Annotated in this window: 18 protein-coding genes; 10 read left to right on the forward strand and 8 right to left on the reverse strand. The window is 73.5% G+C overall.

Going from position 1 to position 19503, the window contains the following annotated elements:
- Nucleotides 1-89: 89 nt before the first annotated feature.
- Nucleotides 90-2906, reverse strand: a complete 2817-nt coding sequence (locus tag ACTMTJ_RS13735) for an AAA family ATPase (protein WP_441216740.1) — start codon at nucleotides 2904-2906, stop codon at nucleotides 90-92.
- 248 nt (nucleotides 2907-3154) lie between these two features.
- Here ACTMTJ_RS13735 and ACTMTJ_RS13740 point away from each other — a divergent pair, with 248 nt between their 5' ends.
- The gene (locus ACTMTJ_RS13740; RefSeq protein WP_441216741.1) at nucleotides 3155-4339 is read left to right on the forward strand and encodes a DUF4429 domain-containing protein; all 1185 of its coding nucleotides are present in this window, start codon (nucleotides 3155-3157) and stop codon (nucleotides 4337-4339) included.
- 68 nt (nucleotides 4340-4407) lie between these two features.
- Nucleotides 4408-4914: a hypothetical protein gene (locus ACTMTJ_RS13745; protein ID WP_441216742.1), complete on the forward strand. Its 507-nt coding sequence runs from the start codon at nucleotides 4408-4410 to the stop codon at nucleotides 4912-4914.
- Nucleotides 4915-5454: 540 nt separating this feature from the next.
- On the opposite strand, the gene ACTMTJ_RS13750 is transcribed toward ACTMTJ_RS13745, so the two are convergent.
- The 3 genes from ACTMTJ_RS13750 to ACTMTJ_RS13760 are packed head-to-tail and all read right to left on the reverse strand — an operon-like array spanning nucleotide 5455 to nucleotide 9472.
- On the reverse strand, nucleotides 5455-6504 hold the full coding sequence (locus tag ACTMTJ_RS13750) for an aldo/keto reductase (RefSeq protein ID WP_441216743.1): 1050 nt from the start codon (nucleotides 6502-6504) through the stop codon (nucleotides 5455-5457).
- Nucleotides 6501-8672: a hypothetical protein gene (locus tag ACTMTJ_RS13755; RefSeq protein ID WP_441216744.1), complete on the reverse strand. Its 2172-nt coding sequence runs from the start codon at nucleotides 8670-8672 to the stop codon at nucleotides 6501-6503. Before ACTMTJ_RS13755 ends, ACTMTJ_RS13750 begins: the two co-directional genes overlap by 4 nt.
- A 38-nt stretch (nucleotides 8673-8710) precedes the next feature.
- Nucleotides 8711-9472, reverse strand: a complete 762-nt coding sequence (locus tag ACTMTJ_RS13760) for a hypothetical protein (protein ID WP_441216745.1) — start codon at nucleotides 9470-9472, stop codon at nucleotides 8711-8713.
- A gap of 71 nt (nucleotides 9473-9543) precedes the next feature.
- On the opposite strand from ACTMTJ_RS13760, the gene ACTMTJ_RS13765 reads away from it, so the two are divergent.
- The 4 genes from ACTMTJ_RS13765 (at nucleotide 9544) to ACTMTJ_RS13780 (ending at nucleotide 12404) form a co-directional block, all read left to right on the forward strand.
- Nucleotides 9544-9951 carry a DUF1622 domain-containing protein gene (locus ACTMTJ_RS13765; RefSeq protein WP_441216746.1) on the forward strand — a complete coding sequence of 136 codons (408 nt, stop codon included), beginning with the start codon at nucleotides 9544-9546 and terminating at the stop codon, nucleotides 9949-9951.
- A gap of 39 nt (nucleotides 9952-9990) precedes the next feature.
- Nucleotides 9991-10323 (forward strand): PadR family transcriptional regulator, encoded by a 333-nt coding sequence (locus ACTMTJ_RS13770; RefSeq protein ID WP_441216853.1) that lies wholly within the window; start codon nucleotides 9991-9993, stop codon nucleotides 10321-10323.
- A gap of 5 nt (nucleotides 10324-10328) precedes the next feature.
- Nucleotides 10329-11735: a hypothetical protein gene (locus ACTMTJ_RS13775; RefSeq protein ID WP_441216747.1), complete on the forward strand. Its 1407-nt coding sequence runs from the start codon at nucleotides 10329-10331 to the stop codon at nucleotides 11733-11735.
- 120 nt (nucleotides 11736-11855) lie between these two features.
- The gene (locus tag ACTMTJ_RS13780) at nucleotides 11856-12404 is read left to right on the forward strand and encodes an anthrone oxygenase family protein (protein WP_441216748.1); all 549 of its coding nucleotides are present in this window, start codon (nucleotides 11856-11858) and stop codon (nucleotides 12402-12404) included.
- Nucleotides 12405-12425: 21 nt separating this feature from the next.
- On the opposite strand, the gene ACTMTJ_RS13785 is transcribed toward ACTMTJ_RS13780, so the two are convergent.
- Genes ACTMTJ_RS13785 through ACTMTJ_RS13795 form a run of 3 tightly spaced genes read right to left on the reverse strand, consistent with a single transcriptional unit; the run spans nucleotide 12426 to nucleotide 14229 of the window.
- Nucleotides 12426-12761, reverse strand: a complete 336-nt coding sequence (locus ACTMTJ_RS13785) for a cupin domain-containing protein (RefSeq protein ID WP_441216749.1) — start codon at nucleotides 12759-12761, stop codon at nucleotides 12426-12428.
- A gap of 16 nt (nucleotides 12762-12777) precedes the next feature.
- Nucleotides 12778-13566, reverse strand: a complete 789-nt coding sequence (locus tag ACTMTJ_RS13790) for a class I SAM-dependent methyltransferase (protein WP_441216750.1) — start codon at nucleotides 13564-13566, stop codon at nucleotides 12778-12780.
- A 36-nt stretch (nucleotides 13567-13602) separates the two neighbouring features.
- Nucleotides 13603-14229: a hypothetical protein gene (locus tag ACTMTJ_RS13795; RefSeq protein WP_441216751.1), complete on the reverse strand. Its 627-nt coding sequence runs from the start codon at nucleotides 14227-14229 to the stop codon at nucleotides 13603-13605.
- A 144-nt stretch (nucleotides 14230-14373) separates the two neighbouring features.
- On the opposite strand from ACTMTJ_RS13795, the gene ACTMTJ_RS13800 reads away from it, so the two are divergent.
- The 4 genes from ACTMTJ_RS13800 (at nucleotide 14374) to ACTMTJ_RS13815 (ending at nucleotide 18810) form a co-directional block, all read left to right on the forward strand.
- Nucleotides 14374-14520, forward strand: coding sequence for a hypothetical protein (locus ACTMTJ_RS13800; RefSeq protein ID WP_441216752.1), 147 nt, complete (start codon nucleotides 14374-14376; stop codon nucleotides 14518-14520).
- 86 nt (nucleotides 14521-14606) lie between these two features.
- Nucleotides 14607-14819 carry an SDR family NAD(P)-dependent oxidoreductase gene (locus ACTMTJ_RS13805; RefSeq protein WP_441216753.1) on the forward strand — a complete coding sequence of 71 codons (213 nt, stop codon included), beginning with the start codon at nucleotides 14607-14609 and terminating at the stop codon, nucleotides 14817-14819.
- Nucleotides 14816-14944, forward strand: coding sequence for a hypothetical protein (locus tag ACTMTJ_RS13810; RefSeq protein ID WP_441216754.1), 129 nt, complete (start codon nucleotides 14816-14818; stop codon nucleotides 14942-14944). Before ACTMTJ_RS13805 ends, ACTMTJ_RS13810 begins: the two co-directional genes overlap by 4 nt.
- 218 nt (nucleotides 14945-15162) lie before the next feature.
- Nucleotides 15163-18810, forward strand: a complete 3648-nt coding sequence (locus ACTMTJ_RS13815) for a hypothetical protein (RefSeq protein ID WP_441216755.1) — start codon at nucleotides 15163-15165, stop codon at nucleotides 18808-18810.
- On the opposite strand, the gene ACTMTJ_RS13820 is transcribed toward ACTMTJ_RS13815, so the two are convergent.
- Nucleotides 18776-19423, reverse strand: a complete 648-nt coding sequence (locus ACTMTJ_RS13820) for a DNA-binding response regulator (RefSeq protein WP_441216756.1) — start codon at nucleotides 19421-19423, stop codon at nucleotides 18776-18778. The genes ACTMTJ_RS13815 and ACTMTJ_RS13820 overlap by 35 nt on opposite strands.
- Nucleotides 19424-19503 lie beyond the last annotated feature (80 nt).

A 19503-nucleotide genomic window follows, 5' to 3' on the forward strand; every position in this document is an offset into this window, starting at 1 on the left:
GGCCTCCCGCGCCCCTGTGTACGGATCGACACGAGTGACGCTATTGCGGGCCGGGGCCGGGTGCGCCGGTGAACTCCCCAGTGGCCGCCCTAGGTTTTCCCGCCCGCCTCACTAGGGATGTCCCCAGTGGACCGGGTCTCCCCGGTGGATCGGCCGACCAGGTTGGCCAGCTCGGCCCGGGAGCGGACGCCGAGCTTGCGGTACACGCTGCGCAGGTGGAACTCGATCGTCTTGGTGCTCAGGAACAGGTCCCGGGCCGCCTCCCGGTTGGTGGCGCCGCGGCCGACGAGCAGGGTGACGCGGCGTTCCTGCTCGGTCAGGCGCGGCAGTACCGTCCGCTCCTCGGGTACTTCGGCGCGGGTACCCGACGGGATCGTGTCCACAGCGGACAGTGCGTGTCCGGCGCGGCCGGCCCACGGCGCGGCGCCGAGGGTTTCGAAGATGGCGCGCGCGGCGGCCAGGCGTGGCGCGGCCTCGCCGGCGCGGTCGCGGCGGCGCAGCCACTCGCCGTAGCAGAGCTCGTCGCGGGCCCGTTCGAACGGCTCGGCGCCGCTGCCGTCCGGGCGCAGCGCGATGCGGAACCACTCCTCGGCCGCGTCCGTCCCGGCGGCCAGCAGCGCGCGGCTGCGGGCCACGGCGGCGGCGAACGGCGGCGAGCCGGCCGCGTGCGGCGACACGGCGGCGACCACCCGGCGTGCCTCGTCGGGCCGGGCCACGCGCACCGCGGCCTCCACGAAGTCGGGCAGCCAGCACACCGCGCCCGGGTCCGGCGCCCGGCCGGCCTCGACCTGGCGGACGATCTGCACCAGCCGGGCGTACGCGGCCTCGTGGTCGCCCTCGCCCAGCTCCAGCAGGCCCTCGGCCGCCTCGACCGGCACCGCGAGGGCGCCGAGCCGGCCGCGGGCACGCAGGTCGCGGGCCTCGGTGAGGTGTTCTGCGCACTCGGCGCGGGCGCCGCGCCCGGCGGCGATCCGGGCCAGGCACACCTGTGCGGCGGCGCGGTCGCCGTCCTGGCCGAGCCGGCCGGCGGCGGTGGTCGCCTCGGCCGCGTCGACCCGCGCGGTGTCCCAGTCGCCGGCCCGCAGGTGCAGCTCGGCGCGGGTGACCAGCAGGCCGGGCAGGAGACCGGTCACATCGAGCAGCCGGCACCGGCCGACCAGGTCGTCGACGAGCAGCAGCGCGGCGTCCAGCTCGCCGAGGCGGGCCAGCAGCGGCGGCAGCCCGGTCCACAGTGTCCGGTGGCCGCCGCCGGCCAGGACCTCCTTCTCCAGGTCGGCGCGGCGTTCGTCGAGCAACGCCCGCGCCTCGGTGAGCTGCCCGGCGCAGGCCAGGACCGCGGCGTGCTCCACGACCAGCGCGCCACTCTCCGCCCCGCCGGCCAGCCGCGCCTGGCGGACCGCGACCAGCGCCGCCGCGGTGTCGCCGGCCAGCCGGGCGGCCGCGGCCGCGTCCAGCAGCAGCGCGGCGGCGACGGCCGGCGCGGCACCACGCACCCGCGCCGCCTCCCGGGCCAGCTGCCGGTGCGCCTGCCCGGCCCGGCCGCGGCGCAGCTCCTCGCGGGCGAGCACGTCCTGGGCCCGCCCGCGCACCGTGAGGTCGTCGGTGAGCCGCCCGGCCCGGTCGAGCAGCTCGCGCACGCGTTCGCCGGCGCCGGCCAGCTGCCACGCCTCGGCCGCGCTGACCAACCGCGCGGCCCGGCGGCTCTCCGGGCCGGTCAGCTCGGCGGCCCGTTCGACGAGCTGGGCCACCTCCCGGGCGGGCAGGTGCGCCGCCTCCCGCGCGGCGGTGCGTTCCAGCTCGTCGGCGGTCTCCTCGTCCGGCCGCAGCGCCGCGGCGCCGAGATGCCAGACGCGCGGGATGTGACCGGTCACCGCGGCCAGTGCCCGGTGCGCGGCACGCCGGTTGGCCGGCGTCGCCTCGTGGTATGTGACCGATCGCATCAGCGGGTTGCGGAAGACCACGCCGTGCTCCTCCATCCGCACCAACCCCGCCGCCTCCGCCGCGGCGAGCGCCGCGACGTCGATGCCGAGAGCCGCGACCGCGTCGATGGTCGCGCTGAACCCGGCGTCCCCGGCCGCCGCGGCGACCAGCAACGCGGCGCGGACGGCCGGGTCGAGCGCGGCCAGCCGCGGCCCGAAGACCCGCCGCGCCTCGGGCCCGGCCGGCAGCGGATCGCGTACCGGCGCGGTGCCGGCCAGCTGCGCCGGCGTGAGCGCCGCCGGCAGGTCGACGAGCGCGAGCGGCAGCCCGCCGGCGGCGTCGACGAGCCGTTCGGCGACCGCGCCGTCCACCGGTGCCGGGCTGGCCCGCAGTAGCAGCTCGCGGGCGCTGCGCGGGTCGAGTCGCGGGACGCGGTGGGCGCGCAGCCCGTTCTCCGCACCGCAGCCCGGCCCGTCGGCGGTGGCCGCGAGCAGCGTGGCGATCCCCTCGCCCGGTGTGCGCCGGGCGGCGAAGAGCACCGCCTCGCGCGAGGTCGCGTCGAGGCTCTGAAGGTCGTCGACGAGCACCAGCAGCGGCCGTTCCCGCGCCGCCGCGGCGAGCAGGTGGAACGTGCCGGCCGCGAGCGCGAACGGGTCCACGCCGGTCGCCGGCGACAGCGCGAACGCCGCCGACAGCGCCGCCGCCTGCCGCGCCGGCAGCCGCGGCAGCAGGTCGAGCACCGGCCCGAGCAGGGCGTGCAGGCCCGCGAACGGCAGGGCCGCTTCGGCGGGTACGCCGCCGGTGGCGAGCACGCGCGCCTCGCCGGCCCGCTCCGCGCCGTAGCGGAGCAGGGCGCTCTTGCCGATCCCGGTCTCTCCGATCAGGAGCACACTTTCGCCGCCTCCGGAACCCAACCCGTCGACGACCTGGTCGATGATGTGGCGCTCAAACTTTCTTCCCTTAAGTCCGAACTCCCCGTACCACATGGCGGAAGTCTACGAACTCGCGATTTATGGACGACGATCTCCAGCAATCGTTGTGCCGGCCCGTTTTGGCAGGTCGTGCCGCTTCTATCGCACGCACTGCCGCAATTAACGGTCGTTCAACCGACACCGCTACCGCCGATTCGCGACACGCCACCATGTATCCGGGTCACCGCCCGCACACCCCCGCCTACCCGCCGGATGCGCGGGCATGGTCCACACCGCCTACGATGGCGTGCCGTGGGGAAAGCGTGAGGCTGCGGGCACCGACCGGGCGGGAGCGCCAGCACGCCGTCGACGCACTGCACGCCGCCGTCCGCGACGGCCGCCTCGACCTGGCCGGCTTCGACGCACACCTCGCCGCCCTGCTGAGCGCGCCGACCCTCGCCGACGTCGAGCGGCTGGCCGGCCAGGTGGGCGTCGCACCGTTCCGGATGGAGCTGCGCGGCACCGACGGGATCGCGGTGCTGGAGCCGGACCGGGTGGTCCTCACCTTCGGCGAGCGGTGGACCGCCGACATCAAAGAGGCCCGCAGCCCCCGGGTCGTCCCGCTGCCGGCCATCGCGGCCGTCGAGCTCGAAAGCGGGTGGGCGAGCGGTCACATCCGGCTGCGGCTGGTCGGCGAGGCGCCGTCGTACCAGCCACGAAAACCGTCGGAGGACGTCAACGCCGTCACGTTCGGGGTCGCGGACCAGGGTGAGCGGGCCAAGGAGCTCGCGGACGAGGTGCGCCGGCGGATCGCGCTGGAGCCCCGCGTGCCCGAGCCGCAGCTGCTGCCGCCGCAACACCGGCTGCCGGGGCTGCCGCCGCCACCGCCGGGCGAGCTGTTCGTGCGGGTACGGACGGTGCGCCACGTGGTGACGCTGGACGAGAACGGCGTCCTGATCGAGCACCGCTCCGGCGGCGCACCACGGCGATGGATACCGCTGACCGCGATCGCCGCGGTCGAGTTCCATCCGGGCCGGGGCTTCCGCTCCGGTCACGTGCGCTTCGTGCTCGCCGGCCTGCCCGCCGGATACCGCCGCCCGGCACCGGGCAAGGACCCGGACGCGTTCACCTTCGGCGCGGTCGGCCGCGAGGCCGGCGAGGCGGAGGAACTGGCGGCACACGTGGCCGCGCGGATCACCCGGCCACGGGTGGTGGAGCCGCGCCTGCTGCCCGGAAACCAGCCGGCGGACTGGGGACCACCCCGCGACCACCCACCCGCACCGCCGGCGTGGAACCCGCCGGCCGTCGCCACGCCGGTCCCCGCACCACCGGTCGCCCCGCCACCGGTCAGTGGTCCGCCGTCGCCGTCCGCCGTCCCGGTGCCGTCGGCCACGCCGGCCGGCGACGCCCCGGCCCAATTGCGCGAGCTGGCCAAGCTCCGCGCCGAGGGCCTGATCACCGACGCCGACTACGAGGCCAAGAAACAGGAGATCCTGCGCCGCTGGTGAGCGCCCGACCCGCGCGGGCGCCGCCACCGTCGCCCTCCGAGGTCCGGTCGGCCGCGAAGGGGGAACCTTTGAGCAGAACGACTACGGTGCGCCTGGACGACGACCACTGGTTCTGGGCGTACGACGTCAGCCTCGCCATCCTGGCGGTCGAGGTGTTGGACGTGCTCAAGGCCGGTGCCGCGAAAGACGAGCCGTGGCTGGACGAGTTCCGCTACCACCTCACCTTGCCGGTCCTCGTGCAGGGCACCTACGGCCTCGACATCCCGTCCGGCCTGACCGACGGGCAGCGGGCACAACTCGTGGAGCTGTTCGCGGAGGCGGAGCGGCGGCTGCGGGCGCGTCGCCAGATCACCGCCGCGGAGGCCGCCGAACGGTACGTCGTCGACCAGACCCCGGTCTTCCTCCGGGCCGCGCCGGTCGTCGACACATCCCCTGTCGCCGACCTCGCCGACGCCGTCATCCACCTCATCCGGGGCGACCTGCCGCCGCCACCGCCGGGTCACCAGCGGTGGTTCTACGGCACGGACGACGGCCCCCGGGGCATCGGGCGCCCCGAGCCGGCGGACGGCCGCTAGCGCGGTGGCCACAAACGTTAGCCGGCTTCGCCGGCCCGGGTGAGCGTTTGTGGCCACCGCACTGGAGAGCTTCGGGGTCAGGATCGCCGCTCGTCGAGGCAGGTTCTTCCCACGTCCGCGTCCTGCGGACCGTATGCGCGGGGTCCCCGGGGAAACGGGGAGCGCGGCGGAGCGTTTTCTTGGGGTGCTTTCCCCCGGGCACCACTCCCGGCCGGCGGCTCGCGGCGCTCGCCGAAACCCCCGGCCGTCCACTGCCGGCTCCGCGGTGCAAACCCAACGGGCCACCAGACCTTGGTACTTAGTGGCCCCTACGGGGGCCGATCCGTACCAAGATCTGCCCGTGGCCCAAACAGCGGGCGCCCCGGCGGGCTTGCACCGCGGACCTGGCAGCGCGGGTCGGGGATCTCGGCGAGCGCCAGCTCGCCGCCGACCCGCGCGCTCTCCGGCGGGAGCGGCGGTCCGCAGCTGACACGGACCCGGGCAACCCAAGCTTCAGGCACACCACGGCGGGAGCGGGCAGACGGCGACCTGACCCGAAAGTTAGGCGGCCGCGCGGTCGGCTGCCGGGCGGCGGCGGAACGTGGCGTCGGTGAGATAGGGCGTCTGCCAGGCGCCGTCGGCGCGGTACAGGTCGGTGCCGGGCGGGACGATCTCGTCGATCCGGTCGAGGGTGGCGTCGTCGAGGGCGAGCGTCGCGCCCTTGAGCAAGCCGTCGAGCTGCTCCATCGTGCGCGGCCCGATGATCACCGAGGTGACCGCCGGGTGTGCCGCGACGAACGCGACCGCCAGCTCGGGCAGGGTGCAGCCGAGCTCGCCGGTGAGCGCCACGAGCTTTTCGAGGGCCTCGAACTTGGCGGCGTTCGCCGGGTTGGACTGCGCGAAGCGGGCGGCGTTGAGGCGGGCGCGACCGGTGGCGGTGTCGATCGGCTGGTCCTTGCGGATCTTGCCGGTGAGGAAGCCCCAGCCGAGCGGGCTGTAGGTGAGCACGCCCATGCGGTAGCGCTGGGCGACCGGGAGTACAGCCGCCTCGATGCCGCGGGCCAGGATGTTGTACGGCGGCTGGTTGGTGCGGAACCGGCCCAGTGCGCGCCGCTCGGACACGTGGTGTGCCTCGACGATCTCCTCGACGGGGAAGGCCGAGCAGCCGAACGCCCGGATCTTCCCGGCGCGCACGAGGTCGGTGAGCGCGGACAGCGTCTCCTCGACGTCCGTGGTGTGGTCGGGGCGGTGGATCTGGTAGAGGTCGATCCAGTCGGTGCGCAGCCGGCGCAGGCTCGCCTCGACCTCGCGGACGATCCAGCGGCGCGAGTTGCCGCCCATGTTGGGGCCTTCGCCCATCGGGAAGTGCACCTTGGTGGCGAGCACGACGTCGTCGCGGCGCCCCTCCAGTGCCTTGCCGACGATCTCCTCGGACTCGCCGGCGGAGTACATGTCGGCGGTGTCGACGAAGTTGATCCCCTGGTCGAGCGCGGCGTGGATGATCCGCACCGAGTCGTCGTGGTCGGGGTTGCCCGCCGACCCGAACATCATGGTCCCTAGACAGTGGACACTCACCTGGATACCGGTGCCCCCGAGTACGCGGTATTTCACCTTCGTGACGCTACGTCTTCGAGCGGGCTCGAAGTCAAGTCGCGCCGCCGACGGCCGAGCGGCCGCACCACGGCGGCCGCGCCGGCCAGGGCGAGCAGCGGCATCAGCGCGGTCACCGGGCGCAGGCCGGTCACCTCGTCGACGGTCGCGGAGAGCACGAGCGCGGCGGCCGCCGCGCCGAACGCGAGCGGCACCGCCGGCTCGTCCCGCCAGGCGCGCACGCCGACGACGGCGACCAGCGCGGCCACGGCGATCAGCATGAAGTCGGAGCCGGCCGGCACCCAGTCGACGACCACCGCCGGGTCGCCCGCGGCGGTGCCGACCAGGTCGCGCCCGGAGGCGGCCCGCACGCCGAGCGCGACGGCGACCGCGGCGGCGCCGGCGAGGGGGTAGGCCGCCCACGGGTTGCCGGGTCTCGGGGCCGGCGACGTCCGCTCCGCGGAGCGCGGCGCCGGCGCCGGAGCGCGCCGGCCGCCCGAGGCCCGCGGCGAGCGCGGCCAGGACAGCCCGCGGTCGAGGCGGGTGGCCCAGGCGGCGAGCGCGCCGGCGACGACCACCCCGGCGAACGGGTCCATCGCGGTGGCCAGCAGCACCCCGGCGCCGAACCACCACGGCCCGGCGCGCGGCGCCCTGCCCTGCCACGGCAGCGCGAGGAGGGCGGCGGCGACGGCGAGGGCGGCGAAGGGTTCGAGGAAGTCCGGCCGGGCCAGCGGGACCATCACCGTCGGCACCATCATCAGCGCGGCGGCGAGCAGGCCCCACCGCCCCCACAACCGGCTGCCCTGCCAGGCGACGAGGGCGATCGCCGCGCCGTACACGAGGATCGGGGTGACGCTCTCCGGCCAGGTCGCCACGGTCGGGTCGGGCAGGGCGGGGCCGCTGCCGACCGACGCCTTACGCACGTTGACGTTGCGGATCACCAGCGCCAGCACCAGGTACCCGATGCCGAGCGCGACCCACGCGGCGGCCGGCACGCGGGACGGCGGCTCGGGCGGCGGGCCCGGCGGCGGTGCCTCGGTGGCCGCGGCGGGGCGCCGGCCGGCGGCGAGGTCGGCGAGGAGCGCGACGGCGGCGAGCACGTACACCGGGTAGTTGGGCGTGTGGTAGCGGAAGATCGAGTCGTCGTTGACGATCAGGTTGAGCGCGAGCGTGGTGCCGATCATGCCTACGACCAGCGCGGACAGCTCGCTGCGGAAGCGCCAGCCCAGGCTCACCAGCGCGGTCAGCATCACGGCGGTGAGCACCAGGTCGGTGCGGACGTGGTTCCAGTCGCCGGCGACGATGCGGGCGGCCGTGGCCGGCACCGACGCGACAACCTCGGCGAGCCCGTGCGTGCCGGTGTTGTTCTCGTAGGTGGCGTACGAGGAGAAGCTGCCCGCGTACGAGGCGGTCATCTGGCCCTGTACCCAGACGATCACGCCGGTGGCGGCGACGCCGGCGGCGGCGAACGGCGCCCAGGCGTTCTTGATCTGCCGGTCGCGGACCGCGACGAACAGCCAGGCCAGCACGGTGCCGGCGGTCACCGAGACGGCGAACTGCCGGGTGAACAGCCCCAGGCCCAGCAGCACCACGAACCAGACCACGTCGCGCCAGCTCGTGCGGCGGCGCAGCGGCAGCGCGAGCATCGACGCGGTGGTGAACGCCATCGCGAGCGCCTCGGTGTTGGCGTGCACGGCCCAGTTGGCGGCCAGCCACGGAGTGATCGCGAGCGCACCGGCCAGCAGCCCCCACCGCGGCCCGAACATGCGGGTGGCCAGCACGGTGAGGCAGGCGACGCCGGCCGCGTAGGCGACGACCGAGACGGCCACCATCGACCACGGCCCGAAGACCGCCACGAACGGGGCGGACAGCAGCCGCGTCATCACCCGCGGGCCGACGGTGGCGGCGTAGTCGCCGGCGAAGTACATCTGGTAGTTCTCGGCGTGGCACCAGGGCAGGCTGGAGGTGGCGCAGTCGATGCCGTCCTTGTCCGCGAGGAACTCGACCGTGCGCCGCACCGCCTCCGGCTCGGAGTCACCCAGCAGGCGGAAGGTCCAGGCCAGGTGGAAGGCCGTGTCGGGGCCCCACTGCACCCGGGTCACGATCGTCACGTAGACCGTCGCGACGTACAGGACGCCCAGGAAGACCCAGCCGAGCAGCGGAAGCGACGTGGCCGGACGGCTCGTCACCGCACGTCCTCTCGCCAACACGACCGCACGACATCAAGCTACCAAGCCGGCCGATCTGCGGAAACGTCAAGGTGACAGGGTTGTTTCGCGCCGATGGTCCAGGGCAGGTAGCTGTTCAGGATCTCCTTGGTCGGCAGGTCGGTGACCAGGTGTCCTTTGCCGATCTCCGCGTACGCCACCAGCCGCCGCGCCTCGCCGTGCCGGCGCGCCAGGTAGGTGCGGTGGCCGGGCGTCGCGCGCATCTCGCGCATCGACCGCACGTAGGTGTCGTAGGCGTCCGGCGCCAGCCCGAAGCCCAGGCGTGCGTCGATCTCCTTCGCCAGGAAGATCTCGTCGAGTACGCAGGCGTGGATGCTCGCCACGTCGTCCGCGTCGCTGACGTAGTTGAGGACCGGGACGGCCGCACCGTTGTCGCGCAGGGCGGCGACGGTGGTCAGGTAGGCGCGCAGCGAGTGGTACAGCGCGGTGACCTGGATGACCGCGGTGGTGCGCCGCTCGGCCGCGAACCGGGCGATCGACTCGGCCTTGTCGCGCGTGTTGCGCGACTCGTGGCAGATCACCGGCTCGGCGTCGCTGCCCGCGCACCACTGCCGGATCACCTCCGGCGGGGCGTCGCCGCCGGCTCCGCCCACGACCACGAAGTCGCACGAACGGCCGCGGGCGATCGCGCGGTGCAGGACCAGGCCGGCCATCACCCGTTCGCGGTACTCGACCGGATCGTCCCCCTTCTGCTCGACGACGACGGCACAGCGGGCGGCCTCGCTGGCGGTCAGCAGGCCAGCGACGGGCGTGATGGGCATGCTTCGCTCCTCGACGTACTCATGCGACGACACAGAGTAACGGACCGCGCCGTGGTTGGTAGCGTGCGGCGGTGGGGTTCGAGGATTCGATGGAACACGTCGCCCGCGGCTTCGAGGTGATCGGCGTCGCGGTGCTGGTGGTCGGCCTCTTCTGGGCCGCCGCCGTCGCCATCCGCCGGTGGCGCGCCGGCGAGGGCCGCCGCGCCTACCAGACCGTCCGCGAGCTCTTCGGCGGGGCGCTGCTGCTTGGCCTGGAGGTGCTGGTCGCGGCCGACCTGATCCGCACGGTCGCGGTCTCCCCGACGCTGGAGAGCGTGGCGGTGCTCGGCCTGATCGTGCTGATCCGGACGTTCCTGAGCTTCTCGCTCCAGGTGGAGATCGACGGTGTACCCCCGTGGCGCCGCGCCCTGACCAGCGGCGCGACGGTGATGGCCCGGGCGGCCCGCACCTCCGCCCCGCCCACGCCTCCTGCCGATTGACGGCATATACCGACCGCCGGTACGTTGCTCGGCATGGCGATGCAGGAACCGACGTTCTTCATCCTCACCGCGCTGGCCGAGGAGCCGATGCACGGATACGGCGTGATGCGCGCGGTGAGCGACCTCTCCGGCGGGCGGCTGGCGCTGCGCGCCGGCACCCTCTACGCGGCGCTCGACCGGCTGACCGACGACGGGCTGCTCACCGTCGACCGTGAGGAGGCTGTCGACGGCCGGCTCCGGCGCTACTACCGGCTCACCGACGACGGCGTCGCCAGCCTGGAGGCGGAGGTGGCCCGGCTGCGGGCCAACGCGTCGCTGGCCGCCGCGCGCCTGCGCCGCTCCCGCCCCGGCCTGGCCTACGGGATCGGCTGACCCGGGTGGAGCCACTGGAGCGCGCCTACCGCCGGCTGCTACTGGCCTATCCGCGCCACTACCGGCGCGAGCGCGGTGCCGAGATCCTGACCACGCTGCTCGACGCGGCCGCGCCCGACCAGCGCCGCCCCACCCGGCGGGACGCGCTCGACCTGGTGATGGGCGGCCTGCGCCGCCGGTTCGCCATCCCGCGCGGCCCTCTCCCGGCGGCGGTCGCGATCATGGTCGCGCTGCTGGCGGCCCTCTTCGCCACCGCCGGCGCCGGCCAGCTGGCCTGGCGCGCGGCCACACCCCCGCCCGACCTGACCGACGCCCGCGCGGCCGTCGAGACGGCGATCCCGCTGCCGCCCGCCGGCGACCCCATCCGGTACGACCGCCACCTCAGCCTCGGCGCCGACGGTGCGGTCGTCCCCGCGCCGGCCGCGGTCGGGTACTCGTTCGCGGTGCCCGCGAGCACGGTGTCCACCGAGATCCGCGACGCGCGCGACCGGCTGCTCGCCGCCGGCTGGGAGGTCGACCAGATCCGCGACGACTACGGCGTGCTCACCTTCTCGGCCGCCCGCGGCGACCAGGTGGTCAGCATCGGCGGCTTCGTCGACGCGCCCGACGTCGCCGAACCCATCTGGGCCAACGTGCACGGGCGCACACCAGTCCTGTTCACCACGGGGATGCTGGCCGCCGGTGCGGCGGCCGCCGTCGCCGGGTGGCTGGTCGCCGGCTGGGGCATGCGGCGCGCCCGCCACCCGGACGGCCGCCTCCGCGCCGTGGTCACCGTCTTCGCCGGCATCGGCCTGCTGGCCGGCGCGCCGCTGCTGCTCGCCGCCGCCTACTACGGCGTGAACGCGGTCACCGCCGGCGGGTGGTCCCCGACGAACGTCCTCTTCCCGATCGTCGCCTTGGGCGCGGTCCGGCCGCTCGACATCTTCGCGGGCGCCTGGCTGCTGGCCGCCCTACTCGCCGCCGCCCTGCCGCCGCGCGGCTCCCGCGGGGTGCAGCCGTGGCGGCTCGGCCTGTGGACGGCCGCCGGCGCCCACCTGGCGTTCGCCGCCGCCTGGTGCCTGGTCGTCGGCCTCTACCTCGGCCGCCTCGCCGCCAGCGGCGGTGACCGTCACGGCATGCTCCACGGCGAGTACGACCCGAAGGAACTCGTGCCGTTCGGCATGACCGGCCTGAACCCGTTCACCTGGGTGTACGCCCTGGTGAGCCTGCTGTTCCTGCTGAGCTTCCTGGCCAGCCCCGGCCTGCTCAGCGTCTCGGTGCCACTGCTGGTCACCACCCGCCGCACGGTCGCCGCGGCCGCCGGCCGGACGGCGTGGCGGGTGCTGCTCTTCGCCGCGGTGACCGCGCTCGCCCTCCCGCTGGTGACGGTCACGCCACTGGGACGCGACGCCCTCACCTGGTGGCTCGACTGAGGCCGGCCGGACGCGGCGCTCTCCGCGTGGCCGGCGCGGAGACGGCGCTCTCCGCGTGGCCGGCCGCTGACGTGCGTGAATGAAAGGATCATGAAAGGGGCGCTGTGGTGTGATGGCGGTGTGACCGCTCCCGCCTCCTACCAGGTCGCCGCCGAGCAGACCGGCGGCGGCTCCCTGTTCGCCGGGATCGTCCTCATCCTGGCCACCATGACCACCGGCGTCGTGACCGGCGTCTTCGGCCTGTACGCGAACACGATCATGCCGGGCCTGGCCAAGACGGACGACCGCACCTTCGTCGGTGCGTTCCAGCAGATCGACCGCGCGATCATCAACCCGCTGTTCATGACGTTCTTCTTCGGCGCGCTCATCCTCACCGGGCTGGCCGGCGCGCTGCACTTCGGCGCGGCCGGGCGGCGGGCGCTGCCCTGGATCGCGATCGCGTTCGGCCTCTACCTGGTCGTCGTGATCATCACGGTGGCGGTGAACGTGCCGCTCAACGACGCCATCAAGGCCGCCGGCGAACCCGACCAGATCAGCGACCTGGCCCAGGTGCGCCGCGACTTCGACGAGGACCGCTGGCGGGCGTTCAACTGGGTCCGGGTCGTGCTGACCACCAGCTCGTTCGCCCTGCTCTGCGTCGCGCTGCTCCTGCACGGCCGCCGCCGCTAGGCGGTGTCCGGCGGGGCGCCGCTAGGCGTCCCGCCGGGTGTACTCGGCCGGCGCGAAGAACACCAGCACCGTCAGGTCTTCGGTGATGTCGGTGAAGCGGTGCTCCTCCCCCGCCGGCACCCACAGCACCGAGCCCGGACCCACGTCGGCGGTGCCCGAGTCCGCGGTCAGCCGGGCCCGGCCGGAGACGACCACGTACACCTCCTCCTCGGTGTGCGGGGCCTGGGTGTCCACACCGCCCACCGGGATGCAGTAGGTGCCCACGCTCAGGTCGGGCGTACGCAGGTCCTCGGTGTACCGCCGGCCCTCCCCCGGCTCGGGTGGCGTGAAGAGTCCGGCGTTCGACAGCACAAGCATGGGCCGAGGTTAGCGGTCACGAGGTCCGGGGTTCGTGGCGCATGACGGCGAGGTACTGGTGGTGGTCGTTCAGCAGCTCCCGGAGGCTGGGCCGCGGAGACCCGGGCTCGAACGTGTGCCCCGCGACCGCGATCGCGGTGAGGGCCAGGCCGGTGCCACCGAGCAGCAACGCGAGGTCCGCGGGCGTGTAGCAACGCAGGGTCTGGCTGATCCGGCGATCAGGGTCGGCCGCGTCCCACCACGTGTCGGTGGCCGTACAGGTGACGGGGTCGAACGTGGTCCGTTCGTAGAGCTCGTGCGCGTATCCCCGCTCCGGGTCGGGGAGCTTGTGCTCCTCGTCGCCGTCCCACCGGGCCCATACGAACGGGTTGTAGACGTCGACGAGCGCGACCCCGCCGGGTTTGAGCCACTCGCGGCTGATCCGCAGGAGGAGTCCGCGCTGGTCGGCGTCCGCGCCAACCCCGAAACCGTCCCAGTAGCAGACCGCGTCGAACAGCCGCGGCAGCCGCACCGCGTAGAAGTCCTCCCGCAGGACGGACAGCCGGCCGTGCCCGGCTTGGCGGGCGAAGTCGACGGCGTGGCGGACCCGATCGCTGATCTCCACGGCGGTCACGAGATGACCCGCGTCCGCCAACGCCGCGGCGGTGGTGCCGTAACCGCATCCGAGCTCCAACACCCGCATAGACCCTGATCCGCCGTACCGCCGTAGCAGGGCCGCCCGGCGATGGTCCCGATCCGTGATCCTCGCCTCCGCGTCGCCCCACCACGCACCCGTCTGCGAGTAGAAGGCATCGACCCAGTCCACGACAGCACCACACCACGACCGACCCGATGTCCGCCACTACCGCTGTGGCAGCGACCAGTCCACGCTCGTCGGGTCGGGGTACGGCAGCGAGTCACGCACCGGCACGTCGCGGAAGTAGGGATGGGAGCCGGGCAGCGCGAGCAGCACGACGACGATCGCCTGCCCCAGCCACATCACGGCGGTGACCAGCGCGTAGACCGGCACCCACCAGTCCGGGTAGGCGTCCACCTGAAGATTGCCGAGATTGTCCACACGGGACCACGCGGAGTCGTCCGTCAGGGCGGAGAACGCGTAGAGGCCGACGCACGAGGCGTAGACGAGGCCGAGGCCGCTGAGCACCCAGGTGGTGACGCGGGCGCGCTGGCGGCCACGCAGGTCGCCGACCGCGAGCGCGACCAGCGCCGCGGCGAACAGGGTCAGGCAGGCGGCCATGGCGCCGACGTCCCACCACAGGTTGCTGACCGCGACGTCGACCTCGGACCGGTCGAAAGCGGTCCGGCCCTCGGTCGCGCGCCGGAAGCGCTCGACGACGCCCGGAGTGGCCAAGAGGAAGGCGGCGGACGCGACGACCCCGACGACCGCCATGGACACCATGACCACGGCGGCGCCGGCGACCGAGGCCGGTCGCGGTCTGGCGGCGGCGACGATCCACGCGTCAGGCACACCTCAGTGCAGCACAGACCCATCGGGTACGCGGAACCCCTTCACCAAACCTTCGCAAGATCGCCGGTAGTCTGACCCCCGGGAGTTTCATGTGGACGGTCCGGGGGCATCGACCGCTGGACCGACCACTCCAGGAGGTTTCCCATGTCGACCCAGGCCGTCCTCTACGTCATCGCCATCATCTTCCTGGTGATCGCCGCCCTGCCGGTCCCCACCCGCGGCGTCAGGTTCGCGCTGCTGGGTGCCGCCGCGGCCCTGGCCGCCTACGCCTGGCCGGTCCTCACCGCCTGACTCGGTCGGGCGATGACACCGGGGATCTCGGCGAGCCGGCACGGCGGCCGACGACGCGGGAGTGCCCTATGTGGAGCATTGACGAAATGCCGGACCAGGCCGGCCGGGTGGCGGTGGTGACCGGGGCAACCGCCGGCATCGGGTTCGCCACGGCCAAGGCGCTGGCCGAGCGCGGGTGCCATGTGGTGCTGGCCGTGCGGGACCCGGTCCGGGGCGCCGACGCGGCGGCCCGGATCGGCGGTTCGACCCCACGGCGACCGGCGGCCAGTACTGCGGTCCGGGCGGGATCGGCGAGTTGAGAGGCAACCCGAAACCGGTCCGGGCCAGCGCCGCGGCGCACGACGAGGCCCTGGCCCGCGAGCTGTGGGTCGAGTCGGAACGGCTGACCGGCGTCGCCTACGGGCCGCCCCCGCGACAGGCCTGAGCCGATCGCGGCCGCGCGTCCGAGCGGTCGCGCGCCGTCCACAACGGGTCGTTGATCCGACTGTCGACCGGCAGCCGCGCTCTTCCGCACCGGCGGACAATGGCTCCGGAGCATCCGTTCATCTCGCGTGGCAGGGAGGCGACCGACGTTGACCACATCCCCGCCGCACGCCGAGCGCGACCGCTCGGACGCCGGCGCCGGGGCCCGGACGACCGGGCGTGTCCGGCCGCCCGACCACCCGCCAGTCCGGCGAGCGGCGCGGTGAGGCGGCTGTGTACCGCGACGCTGGGTTCCGGACGGCCGTCGAGGCTCTCGCCACGGCTTTCCGGGACGAGGCCGCCGCTACGATGCTGGTCGAGCGGCTCTATCACGACGGCCTGGCCATCGACCCCGAGTCGATAAAAGCGCTTCCGTCCGGTAACACCGGCGCTCGATTGGTCGAGGTGGTGCTTCGCAAGCGGACGGGGTCGCCGTCACCGCGCCGCCGCGTCGTCAAGCTCTGCCCACCGGGGCCATTCGGCCGCGAGCTTGAAAATCCCACGCATCTCGCGGCCCTCGACGAAGCCCCGCTCCCGTTCCGGGAAAGCCATCTCACCGAGACGGCCTTTTCGCCGGTTTTCTCCGACCGCGACTGGGTGGTCACGGGTCAGATGTTCGCGGCCGGCCGTCCACTGTCGTCGCTGCGCACCGAAGAGCAGATCGAAGCCTGCCGCACGATCCGGGAAGCGCTCCTGCGGCAGTGGACCGGCGACGACTACGACACCCGCACCGTCACCCTCGCCGCCCTGGTGCGCCGGGAGCTGCGCGACAACCTCGAGACGGGACGGTGGCTACACGGCTGGGCGCGGGGGCGATCGTTGCTCGACGCGCCGAGCGTGAAGGTCCCCGGTGAGGACGGCGCGCTGCCCAACCCGTTCCACCTCTTCGGGCCGGATTCGCCGGTTACCGGCCGCCAGGTGCGGCATCTCGTCGGCCGCGCCCACGGTGACCTGCACGCGGACAACATCCTGATCCCGGACCGGGACGGTGTGCCGCACCCGGCCGCGTTCCGGTTGATCGACCTCTCCACCTACGACGGGTTGGCGCCGCTCAGCCGGGACGTCGCCGCCCTGATGATGTCCCTGATCACGCCCCGCGCGGGTGCCTCGGGCGATCCCGACGTGCGAAACGCCCTCTTGGACTACCTGTTGACGGACCACGGGGACAAGGGCCTCGCCCGCCGGGTACCAGCGGTGATGATCGACATCGTCGACGTCCTGCGATCCGTCCAGGAGGACTTCGTCCGCGAGTTCGAGGCCGATTGGCATTGCCAGATCAAGGTTTCCTTGCTCGCCCAGGCCATGTTCCACGCCGCTTACGCCTCGGGGACGGACGGTGCGCGGTCGTGGTCGCTGCGCCTCGCCGGACGCCTCACCCGCCACTTGCTCGGCCCGGACGAGCCGGCTACCGGTTCGCCGCTCGTCGTGGCGTCCGCCTCCCCGGCCGCCGTCGAAGACGAGGCCACCATCGTCGACCGCGAACCCCACCGTACGGAGCTGCGCGACGCCCTCCTGGACGACCGCACGTCCATCGTGGTGGTCCACGGCCCCGCGGGCGTCGGAAAGACGGCCCTCGTAGTGGACGTCCTGGCCGGCTTGGGCCGGCTTCACGAGGACTCCGACCGCCGGGTGTGCTGGCACGAGGCCGCACTACTCACCGACGTCAGCATCCAGACGCTCATCGCGGACATCGAGGGCGGGATCGCCACGGGCGCCCAACACCTGTACGGCCCGAGGTCGCGCGCCCGCCTGGAGATCGCCCTCGACTCGCGCCGGGAAACCGTACCGCTGATCGTCCTGGACGCGGCGGAGCAGCTCCTCGACGCCGACCGGCGGATTCGCGATCCGGAGCTGGACCTGGCGCTGGAGACCATCGCGAATCGGCGGCAGAGCGCCGTGAAGGTGATCATCGCGTCGCAGACGCCGCCCGCGGCGCACGCGGACATCACCTGGCCCCGCAGCGCCCGTTCGATCGACATGTCCGGCCTCGAGCCCCGGTTTCTGCTCGACTATCTGCGCACGCTCGACCCCGACGGCCCGCACCGCGACCTCCGCCCATCCGACAAGGTTTTTCTGGAGGTACACGGACGCCTCGCCGGCAATCCCCGGCTCGCCGACCTTCTCCAAGCCCTGCTCACGCACGAACCGCAGACACTCGACGACCTGGCCGCGTGGCTCACCTCGCTGCCGGACGATGACGTCGGGCGGCGCCTCGTCAGGCGGCTGGCGGACCATCTGCCCACCGATCAGCAGTTGGTCGTCGAAGCGCTCGCCGCCTTCGGCATACCGGTCGAGGCGACGACCGTCGCGGCCGTCCTCGAGCCCGACCTTCCCCGGGACCGATGCGCGGAGGCGACGAACGCCCTTCTCGCCAGCCGCGTCATCCGGCGCAGGCGCGACGGTCGCCTCCAGGTTCCTCCGGCGGATGTCATGGCGATCCTCGACCGGATCGACCACGGTGACGGGTACGCCGAGCCGGGCCAGCACCCGACCTCGCTGGACCTGCTGCATCGTGCCGCGAACGAGCTCTACACGCACCAGAAGGACGACGACGACGTGCATACCGTCGGCGATCTGGACATGCACTTCGCGCAGCTCGACCTCTACATACGTGCCCGCATGTTCGGGCCGGCCCACGAGCTCATCGCCTCGATGGACACGATGCTGCGACGGTGGGGCTCCGGCGCCCTGCTACGGCGGCAACGCGAGGCGGTCCGCGCCCACCTCGGCGACGACGAGGAGGCCACGATGGAAAACCTCACCGCGCTGGGTGACATCTACTCCTCGGTCGACGAGCCGGACGCGGCCGATCAGGCGTTCCGGGAGGCGCTGGACATCGCGCGGCGGGAGACCGACCGGGACGCCATGCGCGCGATCTACCTGACCATGGGCACCCGGTACTGGGAACACGACGAGATTGCCGCGGCGCGAGAGCACTTCGGCCGGGCGCTGGCCCTGGCGGAGGACGAGTACGACGACGGGGACCGCGCATTGGCCCTTGAGGGCCTCGCCGACTGTGACCAGCAAAGCGGCGCCTACTCCGAAGCGATCCGCAAGGCGGAGGAGGCGCTGGCCATCGCGCGGGAAAGCGGCTCGGAACGCATCGTCGACCTTGCCCTGAAGCTGGCCCGTTGGCGGACAGAATGCCTCGAGCTGACCGAGGCGGCGGACAAGCTGGCGATCGCCGACATCGCCACGGACGACGTCGACCGCTCCCGCCGCGCGGAATACCTCAACGGACGAGCGGACCTCCTGCTCCGGCGTGGGCGCTACCGCGACGCGGTGATGTACGCGCACCTGGCCGTGACCGAGGCCGAGGAGCAGCGGGATCCGGTGTCACTCCTGCATACCCTGACCACGCTGGCCCTGGCTCACCTGCATCAGGGCGATGATCACGAGGCCGCCCGCCAGATAACGCGAGCGATGCGCTACCGGGAAAGCGGCCGTCAGCTCGGCACCATCGCGCTGCGCGCGCTCACCGCTTTCCGGATCGGTCATCGCGCCACGGCCGCGGACTTCTTCCTCCGCCTCGCCGACGAGGCACAACGCCGCATCGAACATGACGCGCAGGACGTTGCGGCGTGGGACTTCCGGGGTCTGGCCCGCTGCTTCGCCGTGGCGCGGGGCCGGACGGACGAGATCGCGGCGGCACAGGCTGCCTTCCGGCGAGGCGCGGCGCGACCGGACGAGGCCACGCCGGGACGAGACTGCCGCCTCGCCTTCCTCACCCGGCAGCTGGCCGCCGTCGCCGACCGGCCCGCGGACCTGCTGCCTGTTCTCGACGACCTGGCGGTCAGCCGGCCATGTCCGGAGAGTCAGCCTCGCTGACATCACCGGCGAGCCAGCCCGCCTCCTGCATCCGCACGATGGCCTCGAGCCGGGTCCGCACGCCCAGTTGCTCGTACACCGCCCGCAGGAGGCGGTACATGGCCCGCTCCGAGTAGCCCGCCTCCTTGGCCAGCGCGGCCATCGTCCGGCCCGCGGAAAGGCTCCGCAACCAGGCGATCTGCTCTCCCGACAACCCCACCTGGCTCGCCGTGACGGGCTGCCGTGTCGCGGAAAGCGCACTCGCCACCGCCGCGGGCATTATCGCCTCCCCTTCGATCGTCGCGGCGACCGCGCGCTCCACCGCGCGTACTGTCGCCTGTCGGGAAAGCACCGACCGCGCACCGAGCCGCACCGCGCGTGCCCCGGACCCGGCGGAGTCGTCGGCGGTCACCGCGATGACCAGAGGTCGCGGCCTCGACCGGCACAGCGTGCCAAGCAGATCCCAGTCGTCGGCAGACAGAACGGATAGCAGCACCAGACTGCGCCGTCGGTCGCGCGCCCACGCCACGACGTCGGTCGGCGTGTGCACCTCAACTCCATGGTTGGCCAGGATGGCGGCGATTCCATATCGGTAGACCGGCATTGGGTCGATGACCGCGAGCGGAACGGTCACCTTCAGTCAATACCTCCGTGTGGTGCCGCATTGGCGCCTGCCCACGCCGCAGACAGGTGCTGCTCAGCCTAGACACCGGT

This window comes from Phytohabitans sp. LJ34 (assembly GCF_052068095.1).
GTDB lineage: Bacteria > Actinomycetota > Actinomycetes > Mycobacteriales > Micromonosporaceae > Phytohabitans.

What these genes read in the sequence shown, in the direction of transcription:
- ACTMTJ_RS13735 (WP_441216740.1), bottom strand. Translation starts at nt 2,906, where the DNA reads ATGTGGTACGGGGAGTTCGGACTTAAGGGAAGAAAGTTTGAGCGCCAC.
- ACTMTJ_RS13760 (WP_441216745.1), bottom strand. Translation starts at nt 9,472, where the DNA reads ATGCCCATCACGCCCGTCGCTGGCCTGCTGACCGCCAGCGAGGCCGCC.
- ACTMTJ_RS13770 (WP_441216853.1), top strand. Translation starts at nt 9,991, where the DNA reads ATGCAGGAACCGACGTTCTTCATCCTCACCGCGCTGGCCGAGGAGCCG.
- ACTMTJ_RS13785 (WP_441216749.1), bottom strand. Translation starts at nt 12,761, where the DNA reads ATGCTTGTGCTGTCGAACGCCGGACTCTTCACGCCACCCGAGCCGGGG.
- ACTMTJ_RS13800 (WP_441216752.1), top strand. Translation starts at nt 14,374, where the DNA reads ATGTCGACCCAGGCCGTCCTCTACGTCATCGCCATCATCTTCCTGGTG.
- ACTMTJ_RS13805 (WP_441216753.1), top strand. Translation starts at nt 14,607, where the DNA reads ATGCCGGACCAGGCCGGCCGGGTGGCGGTGGTGACCGGGGCAACCGCC.